General features: G+C 52.8%; 18 protein-coding genes and 1 pseudogene. 11 read left to right on the top strand and 8 right to left on the bottom strand.

The features are described 5' to 3' along the window. Positions 1-775: 775 nt before the first annotated feature. From rpmH to U0026_RS22635, 9 genes are all read left to right on the top strand, one after another. Positions 776-916 (top strand): 50S ribosomal protein L34, encoded by a 141-nt coding sequence (gene rpmH, locus U0026_RS22675; protein ID WP_003023858.1) that lies wholly within the window; start codon positions 776-778, stop codon positions 914-916. Positions 917-933: 17 nt separating this feature from the next. Next, on the top strand, positions 934-1293 hold the full coding sequence (rnpA, locus tag U0026_RS22670; RefSeq protein ID WP_052284591.1) for a ribonuclease P protein component: 360 nt from the start codon (positions 934-936) through the stop codon (positions 1291-1293). Beyond that, positions 1257-1514: a membrane protein insertion efficiency factor YidD gene (gene yidD, locus U0026_RS22665; protein WP_073971157.1), complete on the top strand. Its 258-nt coding sequence runs from the start codon at positions 1257-1259 to the stop codon at positions 1512-1514. The genes rnpA and yidD overlap by 37 nt, the downstream gene beginning before the upstream one ends. Before the next feature lie 2 nt (positions 1515-1516). Next, positions 1517-3163: a membrane protein insertase YidC gene (gene yidC, locus U0026_RS22660; protein ID WP_062776669.1), complete on the top strand. Its 1647-nt coding sequence runs from the start codon at positions 1517-1519 to the stop codon at positions 3161-3163. A gap of 76 nt (positions 3164-3239) precedes the next feature. Continuing rightward, positions 3240-4604 carry a tRNA uridine-5-carboxymethylaminomethyl(34) synthesis GTPase MnmE gene (gene mnmE, locus U0026_RS22655; protein ID WP_126440941.1) on the top strand — a complete coding sequence of 455 codons (1365 nt, stop codon included), beginning with the start codon at positions 3240-3242 and terminating at the stop codon, positions 4602-4604. Between the two features lie 175 nt (positions 4605-4779). Continuing rightward, entirely contained in the window at positions 4780-5961 is a 1182-nt protein-coding gene (locus U0026_RS22650; protein WP_062776665.1) for an MFS transporter, read from the top strand. Further along, positions 5930-6889, top strand: a complete 960-nt coding sequence (yidZ, locus tag U0026_RS22645; protein ID WP_062776664.1) for an HTH-type transcriptional regulator YidZ — start codon at positions 5930-5932, stop codon at positions 6887-6889. Before U0026_RS22650 ends, yidZ begins: the two co-directional genes overlap by 32 nt. Before the next feature lie 158 nt (positions 6890-7047). Continuing rightward, the gene (locus U0026_RS22640) at positions 7048-7797 is read left to right on the top strand and encodes a 4'-phosphopantetheinyl transferase family protein (RefSeq protein ID WP_062776662.1); all 750 of its coding nucleotides are present in this window, start codon (positions 7048-7050) and stop codon (positions 7795-7797) included. Between the two features lie 39 nt (positions 7798-7836). After that, a complete protein-coding gene (locus U0026_RS22635) occupies positions 7837-8403 on the top strand; it encodes an NADPH-dependent FMN reductase (protein WP_062776661.1) in 567 nt (188 codons plus the stop codon). A gap of 101 nt (positions 8404-8504) precedes the next feature. Here the strand turns inward: U0026_RS22635 and adeP are convergent, their stop codons facing one another. Then, positions 8505-9839 carry an adenine permease AdeP gene (gene adeP, locus U0026_RS22630; protein WP_062776659.1) on the bottom strand — a complete coding sequence of 445 codons (1335 nt, stop codon included), beginning with the start codon at positions 9837-9839 and terminating at the stop codon, positions 8505-8507. A 169-nt stretch (positions 9840-10008) separates the two neighbouring features. Here adeP and yieH point away from each other — a divergent pair, with 169 nt between their 5' ends. Continuing rightward, on the top strand, positions 10009-10674 hold the full coding sequence (gene yieH, locus U0026_RS22625; protein WP_062776657.1) for a 6-phosphogluconate phosphatase: 666 nt from the start codon (positions 10009-10011) through the stop codon (positions 10672-10674). Between the two features lie 153 nt (positions 10675-10827). On the opposite strand, the gene phoU is transcribed toward yieH, so the two are convergent. Then, complete coding sequence (gene phoU, locus U0026_RS22620; protein WP_062776656.1) at positions 10828-11553, bottom strand: phosphate signaling complex protein PhoU; 726 nt, start codon at positions 11551-11553, stop codon at positions 10828-10830. 14 nt (positions 11554-11567) lie between these two features. Further along, complete coding sequence (gene pstB / locus U0026_RS22615) at positions 11568-12341, bottom strand: phosphate ABC transporter ATP-binding protein PstB (RefSeq protein ID WP_062776654.1); 774 nt, start codon at positions 12339-12341, stop codon at positions 11568-11570. A gap of 17 nt (positions 12342-12358) precedes the next feature. Here pstB and U0026_RS22820 point away from each other — a divergent pair. Continuing rightward, positions 12359-12439, top strand: a pseudogene (locus U0026_RS22820) (hypothetical protein); the annotation flags it as partial. 7 nt (positions 12440-12446) lie between these two features. On the opposite strand, the gene pstA reads toward U0026_RS22820, so the two are convergent. The 5 genes from pstA to glmU form a co-directional block, all read right to left on the bottom strand. After that, on the bottom strand, positions 12447-13337 hold the full coding sequence (gene pstA / locus U0026_RS22610; RefSeq protein ID WP_062776652.1) for a phosphate ABC transporter permease PstA: 891 nt from the start codon (positions 13335-13337) through the stop codon (positions 12447-12449). After that, positions 13334-14296, bottom strand: coding sequence for a phosphate ABC transporter permease PstC (gene pstC / locus U0026_RS22605; RefSeq protein ID WP_062776650.1), 963 nt, complete (start codon positions 14294-14296; stop codon positions 13334-13336). The genes pstA and pstC overlap by 4 nt, the downstream gene beginning before the upstream one ends. A 70-nt stretch (positions 14297-14366) precedes the next feature. Then, positions 14367-15407, bottom strand: coding sequence for a phosphate ABC transporter substrate-binding protein PstS (gene pstS / locus U0026_RS22600; RefSeq protein ID WP_062776648.1), 1041 nt, complete (start codon positions 15405-15407; stop codon positions 14367-14369). 298 nt (positions 15408-15705) lie between these two features. Continuing rightward, a complete protein-coding gene (gene glmS / locus U0026_RS22595) occupies positions 15706-17535 on the bottom strand; it encodes a glutamine--fructose-6-phosphate transaminase (isomerizing) (protein WP_062776647.1) in 1830 nt (609 codons plus the stop codon). Positions 17536-17704: 169 nt separating this feature from the next. After that, on the bottom strand, positions 17705-19078 hold the full coding sequence (gene glmU / locus U0026_RS22590) for a bifunctional UDP-N-acetylglucosamine diphosphorylase/glucosamine-1-phosphate N-acetyltransferase GlmU (protein ID WP_062776645.1): 1374 nt from the start codon (positions 19076-19078) through the stop codon (positions 17705-17707). Positions 19079-19409: the final 331 nt, after the last annotated feature.

The following is a 19409-nucleotide window of genomic DNA, read 5'->3' as shown; positions in this document are numbered from 1 at the left end:
GGCGGACTCCACTCGAAAAAAAGTCGATACACATCATCCTCCAGGCAAACCTGCAGGCTACCTCTGACGATCACCCGCCAGCGAAACTGATTACTGTCGGGGATTCATTCAGTTGCTGCAAAAATGCAGCCCGAACAATGCTGTGTATAAGATTAAAAATTCGTGATTTTTGACACACATCGAATAGACCCGATGCAAGCGGGTGACGTGCGAACCGCTATTTAGCGGTTTTCAACGGCCACTTTCAGACGCTCTGCTGAAATGGCACGGTACTTCCCTTATGCGATCCACCGATCGCGATCGGGCCGAGGATCATAGCGTAAACTGCGTCAGAGATCTTCTGTTTCTCACAGATTCTTCCCGATTTATCCACAGGCAGGATCCGGCAAGCGCTAAGTGTAAACGATCCCGATGAAGAGGGGGCACGATTTCCTTCGCATATTGGAAAAATTAATGACGACCGACAAATTTCTGCTTTAATGATCTCATAAAGATCCTGGATGATCCTTGCGCTTTGATGGGTAGGCCGTATAATCCCCCACCCGGCGTGTAACACTCGAATTTCAGTGAGAGACGCTGCCCATTTATCGGGCGAAAAATTGCAGTTGAACGTGATTTTTTACGCGGTAAATAAGGAAAGAGAATTGACTCCGGAGTGTACAATTATTACAATCCGGCCTCTTTAATCACCCATGGCTTCGGCGTCCGTCGTTCGTTTTTCGTTCGGACTTCCAGTAAAGTCATTGAATTTATTCAAGTTTAGGTAGAAATCGCCATGAAACGCACTTTTCAACCGTCTGTACTGAAGCGCAACCGTTCTCACGGCTTCCGTGCTCGTATGGCTAATAAAAATGGTCGTCAGGTTCTGGCACGTCGTCGTGCTAAAGGCCGTTCTCGTCTGACCGTTTCTAAGTAATAAAGCTAACCCTTCGAGTGGTTAAGCTAGCATTTCCTAGGGAGTTACGTTTGTTAACTCCCAATCATTTCACATTCGTCTTCCAGCAGCCACAACGGGCTGGCACGCCGCAAATCACCATCCTCGGCCGCCTGAATTCGCTGGGGCATCCCCGCATCGGTCTTACAGTCGCCAAGAAAAACGTTAAACGCGCACATGAACGCAATCGGATTAAACGTCTGACGCGTGAAAGTTTCCGTTTACGTCAGCATGAACTTCCGCCTATGGATTTCGTGGTGGTGGCGAAGAAGGGGGTTGCCGACCTCGATAACCGTGCTCTCTCGGAAGCGTTGGAAAAATTATGGCGCCGTCACTGTCGCCTTTCTCCCGGCTCCTGATAGGCCTGATTCGGGTCTATCAGCGCCTGATTAGTCCGCTACTCGGGCCGCATTGCCGTTTCACTCCAACCTGTTCTCAATACGGAATTGAGGCATTGCGCAGGTTTGGAGTGATAAAAGGCGGTTGGTTGACAGTGAAACGCGTATTAAAATGCCACCCTTTACACCCTGGTGGTGACGACCCCGTCCCGCCCGGACCATTTGATACCAGAGAACACTAACGATGGATTCGCAACGCAATCTTCTTATCATCGCTTTGTTGTTCGTGTCTTTCATGATCTGGCAAGCTTGGGAGCAGGATAACAATCCTCAACCTCAGCAGCAGACCACGCAGACTACGACCACAGCAGCGGGTAGCGCCGCAGACCAGGGCGTACCGGCCAGTGGCCAAGGGAAACTGATCACGGTTAAAACTGATGTGCTTGAGCTGACCATCAACACCCGCGGTGGTGATGTTGAGCAGGCACTGCTTCCGGCTTACCCGAAAGCGCTGAAGTCTACCGAACCGTTCCAGTTACTGGAAACCACACCACAGTTTATTTATCAGGCACAGAGCGGCTTAACCGGTCGTGATGGCCCGGATAACCCGGCTAACGGCCCGCGTCCGCTGTATAATGTCGATAAAGATGCGTTTGTGCTGGCCGATGGTCAGAACGAAATCGTCATTCCGCTGACATATACCGATAAAGCGGGCAACGTCTTCACCAAAACCTTCACCCTGAAACGTGGTGATTATGCGGTGAACGTTGGCTACAACGTGCAGAACGTTAGCGACAAACCGCTGGAGATCTCCACCTTCGGTCAGTTGAAACAGAGCGCGGCACTGCCAACCGCTCGTGATACTCAGACCGGCGGCCTGTCGACCATGCACACCTTCCGTGGCGCAGCGTATTCAACATCTGATTCGAAATACGAAAAATACAAATTCGATACCATCGTTGATAACGAGAACCTGAACACCAATACCCAGAATGGTTGGGTTGCGATGCTGCAGCAGTACTTCACCACTGCTTGGGTTCCAGAGAATAAAGGTACCAACAACCTCTACACCGCTAACCTCGGTAACGGCGTCGTGGCAATTGGTTACAAATCTCAGCCCGTTCTGGTACAGCCAGGTCAGGCAGACAAGCTGAACAGCACCCTGTGGGTCGGCCCAGCGATTCAGGACAAAATGGCAGCCGTTGCGCCGCACCTGGATCTGACCGTTGACTACGGCTGGTTGTGGTTCATCTCTCAGCCGCTGTTCAAACTGCTGAAATGGATCCATAGCTTCCTGGGTAACTGGGGCTTCTCCATCATCGTTATCACCTTTATCGTTCGTGGCATCATGTACCCGCTGACTAAAGCGCAGTACACCTCCATGGCGAAGATGCGTATGCTGCAGCCGAAGATTCAGGCTATGCGTGAGCGTCTGGGCGATGACAAACAGCGTCAAAGCCAGGAAATGATGGCTCTGTATAAAGCTGAGAAGGTTAACCCGCTGGGTGGCTGCTTCCCGCTGATTATCCAGATGCCAATCTTCCTTGCGCTGTACTACATGCTGAGCGCCTCGGTTGAACTGCGTCATGCGCCGTTTATCCTGTGGATCCACGACTTGTCTGCACAAGACCCGTACTACATCCTGCCGATCATCATGGGCGCGACGATGTTCTTCATTCAGAAGATGTCTCCGACTACCGTGACCGACCCGATGCAGCAGAAGATCATGACCTTTATGCCGGTCATCTTCACGGTGTTCTTCCTGTGGTTCCCATCAGGCCTGGTGGTTTACTATATCGTCAGCAACCTGGTAACCATTATCCAGCAGCAGCTGATTTACCGTGGTCTGGAAAAACGTGGCCTGCATAGCCGCGAGAAGAAAAAATCCTGATTCGGTATCGTTAAGCGCTAAAATGAAAGGCGGTCGAATGACCGCCTTTTTTATTGCCATAAAGTTGAGACTAACCATGAGCCATAACGACACTATCGTCGCCCAAGCCACCCCACCGGGACGCGGTGGTGTGGGCATTTTGCGAATCTCTGGCCTGAAGGCGCGCGACGTCGCACAGGCGGTACTAGGCAAGTTGCCGAAACCACGCTACGCCGACTATCTGCCATTTAAAGATCAGGACGGTAGCGCGCTGGATCAGGGTATTGCGCTGTGGTTCCCCGGCCCGAACTCTTTCACCGGTGAAGACGTACTAGAGCTTCAAGGCCACGGCGGCCCGGTGATTCTCGATTTGCTGCTCAAACGCATTCTGACACTGCCGGGCGTGCGTATTGCCAACCCCGGCGAGTTTTCCGAACGCGCATTTTTGAACGATAAACTCGATTTAGCCCAAGCCGAAGCGATTGCCGATCTGATCGATGCCAGCTCTGAACAGGCCGCGCGTTCCGCATTGAACTCGCTGCAAGGGGCTTTCTCCAGCCGCGTCAACCATCTTGTGGAAGCACTCACTCACCTGCGAATCTACGTGGAAGCAGCCATCGACTTCCCGGACGAGGAGATCGACTTCCTCTCCGACGGCAAAATCGAAGCCCAGCTTAACGAAGTGATTGCCGATCTCGACGCCGTACGCGCTGAAGCGCGCCAGGGCAGCCTGCTGCGCGAAGGGATGAAAGTGGTGATTGCCGGTCGCCCCAACGCCGGTAAATCGAGCCTGCTGAACGCGCTGGCAGGCCGTGAAGCGGCTATCGTCACCGATATCGCCGGCACCACCCGCGACGTGCTGCGCGAGCATATCCACATCGACGGCATGCCGCTGCACATCATTGATACCGCCGGTCTGCGCGATGCTAACGATGAAGTTGAGCGTATCGGTATTGAGCGCGCCTGGCAGGAAATTGAACAGGCCGACCGTGTGCTGTTTATGGTCGATGGCACGACGACGGACGCCGTTGACCCCGCAGATATCTGGCCCGACTTTATCGAGCGTTTACCGGCAAAATTACCGATTACCGTGGTGCGTAATAAAGCGGATATCACTGGCGAAACGCTGGAATTCAGCGAAGTGAATGGCCACTCACTTGTACGCCTTTCGGCTCGCACCGGTGAAGGTGTAGAGGTACTGCGCAACCATCTTAAGCAGAGCATGGGCTTTGAAACCAACATGGAAGGTGGCTTCCTGGCACGCCGTCGTCACCTCCAGGCGCTGTCAGACGCAGCAGAACACCTGCAACAGGGTAAAGCGCAGCTTCTGGGTGCATGGGCGGGTGAACTGCTGGCAGAGGAGCTGAGGCTGTCTCAGCAGTGCTTAAGCGAGATTACTGGCGAATTCACCTCCGACGATCTGCTGGGACGGATTTTCTCCAGCTTCTGTATCGGTAAATAACGCAGCCGGATGGCAGCTACGCCTTATCCGGCCAACACAATCTGTAGGCCCGGTATGCGTAGCGCCACCGGGCGACACTATTTTTCCTCACAGGAAATCCCAGTTGTCCAAATGGCAACTCGTGCAACCGACTCTCTCCCCGTATGCTTAGCGCCACATTCCTCATGAGGTCGCTATGACACGTTTTTTAATCTGCAGTTTTGCCCTGGTTCTCCTGTACCCCGCCGGTATCGATATGTATTTGGTGGGATTACCTCGTATTGCTGCTGATTTACAGGCCAGCGAAGCGCAATTGCATATCGCGTTTTCTGTCTATCTAGCCGGGATGGCAACCGCCATGCTGTTCGCTGGGCGAATTGCCGACCAGTCGGGGCGCAAACCGGTCGCGATTGTCGGAGCCATCATTTATATCCTCGCCTCCGTCATTTGTTCACAGGCCCAAAGCGGTACACCATTCCTGGTCGGCCGTTTTATTCAAGGGGTTGGCGCTGGCTGCTGTTATGTGGTCGCATTCGCCATATTGCGCGATACGTTGGACGATCGCCGCCGAGCAAAGGTGCTGTCTTTATTAAACGGTATTACCTGTATTGTCCCAGTACTGGCACCGGTAATGGGGCATCTGATTATGCTCAAATACCCATGGCAAAGCCTGTTCTATACGATGATCGGCATGGGTGTGCTTGTTTGCCTGTTATCCGTCTTTATCTTGCGGGAATCGCGTCCAGCAGCACTCTCAACATCGAGCGGAAAGCACCCAGCAACAGAATCGCTGGTGAACCGATTTTTCCTAAGCCGTCTGGCGATTACCACGCTGAGCGTATCGGTGATCCTCACCTTCGTGAATACCTCGCCGGTGTTGTTGATGGAAGTGATGGGCTTTGATCGTGGCGGATACGCCACCACTATGGCGATGACGGCGGGCGTCAGTATGGCCGTCTCTTTCTCCACACCGTTCGCATTGAGTGTGTTTAAACCCCGCACGCTCATGTTGGCCTCACAGGTTTTATTCCTGGCTGCTGGCGTAGTGTTAATCCTCTCAAATACAAACACCATCACCCTGTTTGGGCTGACGTTAATTTGTGCCGGTTTCTCGGTGGGCTTTGGGGTTGCAATGAGTCAGGCGCTGGGGCCATTTTCGCTGCGCGCAGGTGTCGCCAGCTCGGCGTTGGGCATCGCACAGGTTTGCGGGTCGTCACTGTGGATTTGGCTGGCAGCGGTCCTGGGTCTTGACGCGCTGAATATGCTGATCGGGATTCTGATTGGCTGTAGCATAGTGAGCATCCTACTGATTATCATTGTTGCTCCTAACCGGTCCGCGCCAGCTCATGAAGAAGTCCCTCATCAGTCTCGATCTTAATTTACTGCTCTGCCTGCAACTTCTGATGCAGGAGCGCAGCGTGACGAAAACCGCTAAACGGATGAACGTGACGCCATCGGCGGTCAGTAAATCGTTGTCGAAGCTTCGCGCCTGGTTTGACGATCCGCTGTTTGTGAATACGCCGCTAGGGCTCACGCCAACGCCGCAGATGGTGAGCATGGAACAAAGCCTGGCGGAATGGATGCAGATAGGGAATCAGCTACTGGATAAGCCTCACCATGAGACCCCGCGAGGGCTGAAGTTCGACCTGGTGGCCGAGACGCCGCTGGTGATGATTATGTTCAACGCACTATCGCAGCAGATTTACCAGCGCTATCCGCAGGCGACGATCAAAGTGCGCAACTGGGACTACGATTCACTCGATGCCATTATTCGTGGTGAAGTCGATATCGGTTTTACCGGCCGCGAAAGCCACCCGCGATCGCGCGAGCTGCTGAGTCTATTGCCGCTGTCGATAGATTACGAAGTGTTGTTCTCCGATCTTCCCTGCGTCTGGCTGCGCGAGGATCATCCCGCATTACAAGAAGAGTGGAATCTGGATACGTTTTTGCGTTACCCACACATCAGCATCAGTTGGGAGCAAAGCGACACCTGGGCATTAGACGATGTGCTTGGGGAGATGGGGCGAGAGAGGACTATTGCGCTAAGCCTGCCGGGTTTTGAACAGTCATTGTTTATGGCCGCCCAGCCAGAACACACCATGCTGGCAACGGCACCACGTTATTGTCGTTACTATAACCAACTCCACCAGCTACCTTTGGTGGCGCGGCCTCTGCCGTTTGACGCTCAGCAATTGGACAAATTGCTGGTGCCATTTACCCTCCTTTGGCATAAACGAAACAGCCACAACCCTAAAATAGTCTGGCTGCGTGAAACGCTGAAATCCTTATACCTCTCTGTTTCCTGACATATTATTTGTAAAAACAATACATTTCGGTTAGGGGTGAAGTGTAAAAGTCTCGTAATTCCCCTTTTCAATCGCATTTTTAGGCGGTAAAACCTGATCATAACTAGCGTAAATGTTACTCTTCCAATATCCACAGTCCATTAATCACGGAGCGAAAAATGGCGACGCACTTTGCAAGAGGGATCCTTAAGGACGGGCATCTACTGTCTGTCAGGCTATCGTCCACCAGTCACAATATCGCACGCCAGCTGCCGGCTTATCGCCGCACACGCTATCTGGCGTCGCGCGCGCTACTGGCCGAACTGTTGTTTATGCTTTATGGCATCAGCGAACTTCCTGAAATAGTCACTAGATTAGAAGGCAAACCGTTTTTTAAAGACAGTCATCTGCCTGATTTTTCCATCGCCTATGCGGGCAATATTGTTGGCGTAGCGCTAACGACCGAAGGTCAATGCGGTCTGGATATGGAGTTGCTGCGCGCACTGCGCAACACGCCACAGGCGTCAATGATGGAAAACTATCGATTCACCAGCAATGAGCAATTGTGGATTAATAACCAAAGCGATCCGCATGAAGCCCGCGTTCAGCTGGTTGCACTGCGACAGAGCGTGCTCAAAATGAGCGGTGATGTCCATCTTGACTCCCCCAGGACTCTCCAGCTCCTCCCCGGCTCCGGCCGCCTGCGTTCCGCGAATACCGACCAGCTTGAAGTCATCTGTGATGCCGAGGATGTTCTGGTGTGGTCGCTGGCCGCATCCCCCTCAATTGATAAGCTCAAGGTATGGGAATTCGACGGTAAATACGGCTGGCGTAGCCTGCCTGATGCGTTAACACGCGCCCATGAACCCTCAGCGCGCGTGATGAGATTCACCAGCCTACCGGCAGAGAAAGCGCTTATACTCAACTGATTCGGCTGGAATACAGCCTCATGATACAAAGGAGTAATCATGTCTGAAACGTTGAAGGTTGTTACGTTACTGGGAAGCCTGCGTAAAGGTTCGTTTAACGGTATGGTCGCACGTACCCTGCCAAAGATCGCTCCGACGGGTATGAGTATTTCCCCGCTCCCGTCCATTGGCGATATCCCGCTGTATGATGCTGACGTCCAACAAGAAGAGGGATTTCCGCAGAGCGTTGAGGCGCTGGCTGAGCAAATTCGTCAGGCTGACGGTGTGGTCATCGTCACCCCTGAGTACAACTACTCGGTACCGGGTGGCCTGAAGAACGCCATCGACTGGTTGTCTCGTCTGCCCGATCAACCGCTTGCTGGCAAACCGGTGCTGATTCAGACCAGCTCAATGGGCGCAATCGGCGGCGCTCGCTGCCAGTATCATCTGCGTCAGATTCTGGTCTTCCTCGATGCCATGGTGATGAACAAGCCTGAGTTTATGGGCGGCGTTATCCAGAATAAGGTCGACCCGCAGTTAGGTGAAGTGATTGAGCAAGGAACGTTGGATCATCTGACCGGTCAATTGACCGCATTCGGCGAGTATATTCAGCGGGTTAAGGCATAAGAAAAGGTTAATCAAGTAGCCCGGCCAGGCGCAGCGCCGCCGGGATTGGCTCCGAACCGCCCCGGAGTCGGCGTTTCACGCCTCGTCCGGGCTACCTGTCATTATGCGTCAATAAACACAATCTTCAGGACAAACAGCAGTGCGACGATAATCACGCACGGGCTGAGGTCGCGGAAACGACCGGTACCGATTTTCATGATGCAATAGGAGATGAAGCCCAGCGCGATACCTTCGGTGATCGAGAAGCTAAATGGCATCATCACGGCGGTAATAAACGCCGGAACCGCTTCAGTCAGGTCATCCCATTTCACGCGTGACAGGCTTGAGGTCATCAGTACCCCAACGTAAATCAGCGCGCCCGCAGCTGCGTAGCCCGGTACCATTCCCGCCAGCGGTGAGAGGAAAATCACCAACAAGAACAGCAGGCCCACAACTACCGCCGTCAGACCGGTACGTCCACCGACGGAAACACCGGAAGAAGACTCGATATAGGCGGTGACGGAAGACGTACCAATAAAGGAACCGGCAACCGAAGACACGCTGTCCACAAACAGCGCCTGTTTCATGCGTGGGAACTTGCCTTTTTCATCTGCCAGGCCCGCTTTATCGGTCACGCCAATCAGCGTCCCGGAGGAGTCAAACAGGTTAACCAGCATGAAGGAAAAAATAACCCCCGCCAGACCCAAATTAAACGACCCAGCCAGATCAACGTGACCGACCACGGTAGTAATACTCGGTGGTGCAGAAACGATGCCGCTATAGTGCACATCACCCAGCATCCAACCCAACAGGGTCGTCACAACAATAGACACCAGCACCGCGGCGTGAATATTACGCGATGCCAGAATAGCGATGATAAAGAAGCCCAGCACGCCCAACAGAACACTGTGGGATGTCAGGTTACCGATAGAAACCAGGGTATCTTTATTTGCCACGATAACGCCGGCGTTTTTCAGCCCCATCATGCCGATGAACAGGCCGATACCACTGGTGATACCGACACGCAGGCTCACTGGGATATTGGCAATCATCCAGTAGCGTACGCGGAAAATCGTCAACAGCAGCAGACCCACAGCGCCCCAGAAAATAGCGCCCATGCCTACCTGCCACGGCAGACCCATCGCCTGCACCACCACGAACGCGAAGAAGGCGTTCAGACCCATCGCTGGCGCCAGCGCTACCGGCAGGTTGGCGAATACGCCCATCAAGATACTGCCCAGCGCGGCAATCAGACAGGTGGTCACGAACACCGCACTGGTGTCCATGCCAGCCACGCCAAGAATTTGCGGGTTGACGAAAACGATGTAGACCATCGTCAGAAAGGTGGTAAAACCGGCGATCACTTCGGTGCGTGCCGTTGTGCCGTGTTCGCGCAATTTAAACACGCGCTCGAGTATCCCCTGACCTGAGGCCGGAGTGGTGTGTTGTTGACTCATTATCAATTTCCGCAGACAAGGAAGGAAAATTCGTCGCTATCCTATACCAAAATGCGACAATAGGCGCGGTTGTGAGATGTTTTTTTTCATTGATTTTGCTTATACGGCAACGATTGCGTCTCTGAATTCTGCATTACGTAAACGTTAAACTTGTTAAAAAGGAAATGACATGTCCAGAGTTGAAGCGGTATTTTTCGACTGTGATGGCACGCTGGTCGACAGCGAGGTGATCTGTTCACGAGCCTACGTCCATATGTTCCAGACATTTGGCATCACGCTCGATCTGGAAGAGATCTTTAAACGTTTCAAGGGCGTGAAGCTCTACGAGATCATCGACATCATTAACGCTGAGCATGGGACAAACCTGGCAAAAGCAGACTTAGAACCGGTTTATCGCGCCGAGGTTGCACGCCTTTTCGATACGGAACTGGAAGTCATTGCCGGGGCCAATGCGTTGGTTGAGGCCGTTAATATTCCGATGTGCATCGTCTCAAACGGCCCTGTCAGCAAAATGCAGCACTCCCTGGGGAAACTCGGCATGTTGCATCATTTCCCGGAGAAATTATTCAGCGGCTATGATATCCAGCGCTGGAAGCCCGATCCGGCGTTGATGTATCACGCGGCAAAAGCCATGGACGTTAACGTTGCGAACTGCATTCTGGTGGACGACTCTAGCGCGGGTGCACAGTCGGGAATTGATGCGGGGATGGAAGTGTTTTATTTCTGCGCCGATCCGCACAACAAACCGATTGATCATCCGAAGGTGACGACGTTTACCGATTTATCGCAGCTGCCTGCGCTGTGGAAAGCGCGTGGGTGGGATATCGTCGGTTAACGATTGATAATCGGGTAGCCCGGCCAAGCGCAGCGCCGCCGGGAATTTCGCGAAGGTTAGCATCGAGCCGTTCCCGGGGTCGCAATTCGCTCGCCCGGGCTACCGTCGGCGTAGGCCGGATAAGGCGAAGCCGCCATCCGGCAATCTGCACCGTTATTCCTTTGGTTCTTTCCCCGCCAGCAATTTATCCAGCTCATCGCTATTCACGTGACGGAAATCCTGTCCCTTCACGAAGTAGAAGATGTATTCACAGATATTCTGGCAGCGGTCACCGATGCGCTCGATAGAACGGGCGCAGAACAGCGCGGTCAACACGCTTGGGATGGTACGCGGGTCTTCCATCATATAGGTCATCAACTGGCGCACGATGCCCTCATACTCCTGGTCAACTTTCTTGTCTTCGCGGTAAATACGCACCGCTTCGTCCAGATCCATACGCGCAAACGCATCCAGCACATCATGCAGCATCTGCACGGTGTGGCGGCCCAGTGATTCCAGGCTGACCAGCAGCGGCTGATGCTGGTGCGAGAATTTCTCCAGCGCCGTGCTACAGATTTTGTCAGCGACGTCGCCAATACGTTCCAGCTCAGCGATAGTTTTGATAATCGCCATCACCAGTCGCAGATCGCTCGCCGTCGGCTGACGTTTAGCAATAATGCGTACGCAGGCTTCATCAATCGCCACTTCCATCATGTTGACGTGTTTATCGCCTTCAATGACGCGTTTTGCCAGCTCGCTATCCTGGTTGTGCATCGCGGTAATCGCATCAGAAAGCTGCTGCTCTACCATGCCGCCCATGGTCATCACCTGGGTACGGATGCTTTCCAGTTCTGCGTTGAACTGGCCGGAAATATGTTTATTAAGGTTCAGACTGTCCATAACGCGCTCCTGAATCAACCGTAACGGCCGGTGATGTAATCTTCTGTTTGTTTCTTCGCAGGCTTGGTGAACAGATCGTCCGTGTTGCTGAACTCAATCAACTCGCCCAGGTACATGAACGCCGTGTGGTCGGAGCAACGCGCAGCCTGCTGCATGTTGTGGGTCACGATAACCACGGTGTAATCCTCTTTCAGCTCGGTAATCAGCTCTTCGATACGCCCGGTGGAGATTGGGTCTAGCGCTGAACACGGCTCATCCAGCAGCAGGACATCCGGACGGATCGCGATACCGCGAGCAATACACAGACGCTGCTGTTGACCACCAGACAGAGAGTATCCGCTCTGGTGTAGTTTATCCTTGGTTTCATTCCATAATGCGGCTTTGGTCAACGCCCACTGTACGCGCTCGTCCATATCGGTGCGGGACAGTTTTTCAAACAAACGCACGCCAAAAGCGATGTTGTCATAAATGGACATCGGGAACGGCGTTGGCTTCTGGAACACCATCCCCACTTTGGCACGCAGCAGCGCGATATCCTGGGTATTGGTGAGAATATTGTCGCCATCCAGCAGAATTTCGCCTTCCGCACGCTGTTCCGGGTACAGTTCAAACATTTTGTTGAAGGTACGCAGCAGCGTGGATTTACCGCAGCCCGATGGGCCGATAAACGCGGTGACCTGGTTTTTCGCGATATCCAGGTTGATGTTCTTCAGGGCATGGAATTTGCCGTAGTAGAAGTTCAAATCACGAACCTGAATCTTACCCGGAGCAGTATCAACCATACTCATTTCAATCTCTTCCTCATCTGCCTGATGGCGCGCAGCTTATCAGGCCTACATATATGTCAATTTGTAGGCCGGATAAGGCGTTTACGCCGCCATCCGGCAATTTCATTAACCGTGTTTCTTCTTCGCGAAAACAACGCGCGCCAGAATGTTCAGCAGCAATACGCACAGCGTGATAATCAGCACCCCGGCCCAGGCCAGTTGCTGCCACTCTGCAAATGGGCTCATTGCAAATTTAAAGATGGTGACCGGCAAGTTGGCGATAGGCTGCATCATGTCGGTGCTCCAGAACTGGTTGGAGAGCGCGGTAAACAGCAGCGGTGCTGTTTCACCGGCAATACGCGCAATAGCCAGCAGAATACCGGTCATAATCCCGGAGATAGATGCTTTTAGCGTAATCGCAGAGATCATCCGCCACTTCGGTGTACCCAGCGCATAAGCCGCTTCACGCAGGCTATCCGGCACCAGTTTCAGCATGTTCTCGGTGGTACGAATCACGATAGGCACCTGCAACAGCGCCAGCGCAATCACGCCAGCCCAACCGGAGAAGTGCTGCATCTGCGCCACCACGATGGTGTAGACGAACAGGCCCACGACGATAGACGGTGCAGAAAGCAGAATGTCGTTAATAAAGCGGATCACTTCAGCCAGCCAGGATTTACGTCCGTATTCGGCCAGATAAATGCCCGCCATGATGCCCAGTGGCGTCCCGATGACGGTTGACCACAGAATCAGCAGGCCGCTACCCGCGAGGGCGTTTGCCAGACCGCCACCCGCCGTATTCGGCGGTGGTGTCATCTCAGTAAACAGCGCCAGCGACATCCCGTCGATACCACGGGTAATGGTGGCCATTAAGATCCACACCAGCCAGAACAAACCGAAGATCATCGTCGCCATCGAAAGCGTCAGCGCGATGCGATTCTTCATGCGGCGACGCGCCTGCATTTTGCGGCGGGATTCAGCCAGTGCGGCGGTATTTTGCATTTCCAGCGTTGTCATGAGCGTGCCCCTTCATTTTTCGCGAGGCGCATAATCATGAACTTCGATGCTGCCAGGACGATAAAGGTAATGGCAAACAAGATCAGACCCAGTTCCATCAACGCAGCAACGTGCAGGCCAGATTCTGCTTCCGCAAATTCATTCGCCAGCGCGGAGGTAATACTGTTGCCCGGCATGTACAGCGAGACGCTGTCGAGCTGGTAGGTGTTACCGATGATAAAGGTCACCGCCATGGTTTCACCCAGCGCACGACCCAGACCCAGCATCACGCCGCCAATCACACCGTTTTTGGTGAACGGCAGGACGATACGCCAGATCACTTCCCAGGTGGTGCAGCCAATGCCATAAGCCGACTCTTTCATCATGACCGGCGTTTGTTCAAATACGTCACGCATGACGGCAGAAATGTACGGGATGATCATGATGGCGAGGATAACCCCAGCCGCCAGAATACCGATACCAAACGCCGGGCCGGAGAACAGTGCGCCGACAAACGGGACGTTAGAAAGAATATTGCCCACCGGCTCCTGGAAGTAGGTCGCAAACAGCGGCGCAAAGATAAACAGGCCCCACATGCCGTAAACAATACTGGGGATAGCCGCCAGCAGTTCTATCGCAATACCGAGCGGGCGTTTAAGCCAGTTGGGTGCCAGTTCAGTCAGGAAGAGTGCGATGCCGAAACTCACCGGAACGGCGATCAGCAAGGCGATAACGGAGGTCACAATGGTGCCATAAATCGGTACTAGCGCACCGTAGATGTCATTAGGCGCGTCCCACTCTTTGGTCCACAGGAAGGCGAAGCCGAACTTCTCCATACTAGGCCAGGAAGAGATGATAAGAGAGACGATAATCCCGCCCAACATCAATAGCACAATCAGCGCAGCCAGTCTTACCAGCGCGCTGAATATCATGTCACCCTTTTTACCCGGTGGGTTAAAAGCAGGCTTGGTTGCAGCCATAAATTACTCTTCTATTTAAAATCTGCGACGACGTTTACAGATGCCCGGCGTCACCGCCGGGCGGCCGTAATCAGTACAGCGCTTTACCGCTGCTATCTTTCACGTTGGTCTTCCATGCAGCACGAACCTGCTCAACCACGCTGTCTGGCAAGGTAGCATAATCCAGGTCATTAGCCTGTTTGCCACCGTTTTTGTAAGCCCAGTCAAAGAACTTCAGCACTTCAGCGCCTTGCTCAGGTTTCTTCTGATCTTTGTGTACCAGAATGAAGGTGGTGGAGGTAATTGGCCATGCGCCCTCACCTTTCTGGTTGGTCAAGTCCTGAGCGAAGGATTTGCTCCAGTCAGCGCCTTTTGCAGCGTTGGCGAAGTTCTCTTCGGTCGGGCTAATCGCTTTACCGTCGGCAGAAATCAACTTGGTGTAAGCCAGGTTATTCTGCTTAGCGTAAGCATATTCAACGTAACCGATAGAGCCTGGCAGACGCTGTACGAACGCGGCAATACCGTCGTTACCTTTACCGCCCAGACCGGTTGGCCAGTTTACGGTAGAGCCTGCGCCAATTTTAGATTTCCACTCTTCGTTCACTTTCGCCAGGTAGCTGGTGAAGACGAAGGAAGTACCGGAACCATCAGCACGACGCACCACGGCGATGTTCTGAGAAGGCAGCTTAACGCCTGGGTTCAGTTTGGTGATTGCGGCATCATCCCACTTCTTAATTTTGCCAAGGTAGATATCACCCAGCGTTTTACCGTCCAGCACCAGCTCGCCTGATTTCAGGCCAGGGATGTTAACGGCCAGCACAACACCACCGATCACGGTAGGGAACTGGAACAGGCCTTCCTGAGAGAGCTTCTCGTCAGACAGCGGAGCATCGGATGCGCCGAAATCAACGGTGTTCGCGGTGATTTGTTTTACGCCGCCTGAGGAGCCAATACCCTGGTAGTTAACTTTATTGCCAGTTTCTTTGTTATAGGTATCAGCCCATTTGGCATACACCGGCGCGGGGAAGGTTGCACCTGCGCCCGTCAGGCTTGCTGCTGCGTTTGCGGCGAAAGCGCTCATAGATAAGGTCGCGGCGACAACAGTTGCGACAGTGGTACGCATAACTTTCATAATGTCTCCTGCAAGAATTCGTAAAGTGTTGTTTTGTGTTTACGAGGAGCAAAGTAGGACAATCAGGTGACAGTTATATGTAAGGTTTATGACAGTTTAATGACAACGAAAACCCCGTAAAAAAAGATATTATTAAATATATATAAATCAATAAATTAGAAAAATAATTTACAGTATGATTTCAGAATAATTTTCTTTTCATGACAACGAAATCGTCGCACTTTATGACAGTTATAGCAGGTAAAAAAAATCCGGCTATGCCTGAGACATAACCGGATGATGAGATAAGTAATGGCGATTATTCTACCGTGACCGACTTCGCCAGATTACGTGGCTGGTCAACATCAGTGCCTTTGATCAGCGCCACATGGTAGGAGAGCAACTGAAGCGGTACGGTGTAGAAGATAGGCGCAATCACCTCTTCCACATGCGGCATCTCGATAATGTGCATGTTATCGCTGTTGGTGAAGGCCGCATCTCTATCGGCAAACACATACAACTCACCGCCGCGCGCGCGAACTTCTTCAATGTTGGATTTCAGTTTTTCCAGTAGCTCGTTGTTCGGTGCCACCACAATAACCGGCATATCCGCATCAATCAGCGCCAGCGGGCCGTGTTTCAGCTCGCCTGCCGCGTAGGCTTCAGCGTGGATGTAGGAGATCTCTTTAAGCTTCAGCGCCCCTTCAAGAGCGATTGGATACTGATCGCCACGACCTAAGAACAGCGCGTGATGCTTATCGGAGAAATCTTCCGCCAGCGCTTCAATGCGTTTGTCTTCAGACAGAACCTGTTCTATGCGGCTTGGCAGCGCCTGAAGCGCATGTATGATTTCATGCTCAACCGCAGCATCAGCGCCTTTAAGCCGCGCCATTTTCGCCACCAGCAGCAGCAAAACGGTCAACTGAGTGGTGAACGCTTTGGTTGAAGCAACGCCAATTTCCGCGCCTGCTTTGGTCATAATAGCCAGATCAGATTCACGAACCAGCGATGAACCCGCCACGTTGCATACAGCCAGTGAGCCCAGGTAGCCCAGCTCTTTCGCCAGGCGCAGTCCTGCCAGAGTATCGGCCGTTTCACCGGACTGAGACAGCGTGATCACAAGGCTGTTAGGACGCACCGCTGATTTGCGGTAACGGAATTCCGAGGCAATCTCAACATCGCACGGCACGCCGGCCAGCGACTCAAACCAATAGCGTGCGACCATTCCGGAGTTATAGGAGGTACCACAGGCGATGATTTGAATATGTTCAACCTGAGAGAGCAATGTGTCAGCCTGTGGCCCCAGCTCGCTTAAATCCACTTCACCGTGGCTGATACGCCCGCTTAAGGTGTTTTTAATCGCGTTTGGCTGCTCGTAGATCTCTTTTTGCATGTAGTGGCGATAGATACCTTTATCGCCCGCATCATATTGCAGGTTTGATTCGATCTCCTGACGCTTCACTTCCGCGCCGGTCTTATCGAAGATCTCGACCGTACGGCGAGTGATTTCCGCAATATCCCCCTCTTCAAGGAAGATAAAACGACGAGTCACCGGCAGCAGCGCTAACTGGTCAGAAGCGATAAAGTTCTCACCCATCCCAAGACCGATAACCAGCGGGCTACCGGAACGAGCAGCCAATAAGGTGCTCGGGTCGCGAGAATCCATAATCACCGTGCCGTACGCGCCACGCAGTTGCGGGATCGCACGGAGAACGGCTTCGCGCAGGGTACCGCCCTGCTCCAGTTCCCAGTGAACGAGGTGAGCAATCACTTCGGTGTCGGTCGCTGAAACAAACACGTAGCCGCGAGCCTGCAGCATTTCGCGCAACGGTTCGTGGTTTTCAATGATGCCGTTATGCACCACAGCAATGTAGTCAGAAACATGCGGATGTGCATTGGTTTCCGAAGGTTCGCCGTGGGTTGCCCAGCGAGTGTGAGCAATACCCGTGCCGCCTGGCAGTGGGTGTTCAGCCGCTGCATTAGACAGCATCTGGACCTTACCCAGGCGACGCAGGCGAGTCATATGACCTTGTGCATCCACGACCGCCAAACCCGCAGAGTCATAGCCACGGTATTCCAGACGACGAAGGCCTTCGAGAAGGATTTCAGCTACATCACGTTGCGCGACTGCGCCAACAATTCCACACATAGTTTTTAGTTCCGATTTTTACGCGTTGTCGGTCAACCTGTTGCCCGTTACCGGGCGCCCCGAGCCTTGTAGAGAGTGGGGTTATTTTTATAGGTACTGCATTTTGGGCGGGAGATTATGTTATCGCCTCGCCCTTTGTTTGCCTGATGGCGGTTACACCTTATCAGGCCTACTTCTTAATCTTCACCGGACGCTGCCAACCTTGTTTGTGTACCTGTGGTACGCGGCTGATCACCAGTTCATTATCAGCAACATCACGAGTAACCGTCGTACCTGCGGCAATGGTGACACCTTTTCCGATGGTGACCGGGGCCACCAGCTGGGAGTCTGAGCCAACAAAGACGTCATCGCCAATAATGGTTTTAAACTTGTTTGCGCCGTCATAGTTGCAGGTGATGGTTCCTGCGCCGATATTGACGTTATCGCCAATTTCCGCATCGCCCAGGTAGGTCAGATGACCAGCTTTTGAGCCTTTACCCAAGCGCGCTTTTTTCATTTCGACAAAGTTACCGACATGCGCACCTTCCAGCAGCTCCGCGCCAGGGCGAAGTCGAGCGAACGGCCCAATGGTGCAGGCGGCTTCCAGGTGGGCATCTTCCACTACGCTGTACGGGCTGATTTCACAGTCGTCGCCAATGGTGGCGTTTTTAATCACGCAGCCGGCGCCGATTTTAACGCGATGACCCAGTACCACGTTGCCCTCAAGGATAACGTTAGTATCAATTTCGATATCGCGCCCGTGAGACAGCGTGCCGCGCAGATCAAAACGCGCCGGGTCACGCAGCATCACGCCTGCCAGCAGCAGTTTTTCAGCCTGCTCTGACTGGTAAATACGCTCAAGACGGGCAAGTTGAAGGCGGTTATTCACACCGTCGGTTTCGCTGATACGTGCCGGATGAACGGCGACAACCTCGCGCCCTTCCTGATAGGCCATTGCGATAATATCGGTGATATAGAACTCACCCTGCGCGTTGTTGTTGTTCAGTTTCGCCAGCCAGCGTTTCAAATCCGCGCCGTTAGCAATCAGGATGCCGGTGTTTATTTCCGGGATCAGACGCTGTTCATCGGTGGCATCTTTATGCTCGACGATGCCGGTCACTTTGCCGTTTTCGCGGGTGATTCGGCCGTAGCCGCTTGGATCGGATAGCACGACCGTCAGTAAACCAATACCGCCCTGCGGTTTAGCATCACGCAGGCGTTGCAGCGTTTCAACGGAGATCAGCGGAACGTCGCCGTACAGCATCAGGATATCTTCGTCATCGGCAAAGAACGGGGCAGCCTGCTGCATAGCATGACCGGTACCCAATTGTTCTGCCTGTAGCACCCAGTTCAGATTGTCATCCGTTAAGGTCTGCTTAAGTAAATCACCGCCGTGGCCGTACACCAGATGTACCTGGGTTGCGCCAACATGGTTAGCGGCATCAATGACATGCTGCACCATTGGCTTACCCGCCAGAGTATGCAGCACTTTAGGAAGATCGGAATACATACGCGTGCCTTTGCCAGCGGCAAGGATCACAACGCTCATGGTACGGTTAGACATAGGTATCCTGTCTGTAGATTAAGGATGAAGTAAACCCGGTTAACGTTGAAAATTCTACATATTTTTCGCCATGAAATGGCTTGCTGATAAAACACTCAACATTCCCTTTTCTACCCCTATTTTCGTCCATATCAAATCCATTTGTCTTGTAAGAAATCAGTCTGAACGCCAGATTGCAGGCTATCTCTCTGCTTATATTGTTTTTTTACCACCTGAATAAAGAACAGCTTAAATTAAAACGGTGTTTTATTTATTCATTATTGTGACGAACAAAAAAGAAACACCATTTTGATTTGGTGATAATTGCACCGATAAACCATTCAGGAAGATA

The sequence above is a fragment of the Kluyvera intermedia genome, assembly GCF_034424175.1.
GTDB lineage: Bacteria > Pseudomonadota > Gammaproteobacteria > Enterobacterales > Enterobacteriaceae > Kluyvera > Kluyvera intermedia.
Note: the sequence above shows the minus strand (reverse complement) of the source record. Positions and strands in the feature narration are given on the sequence as shown.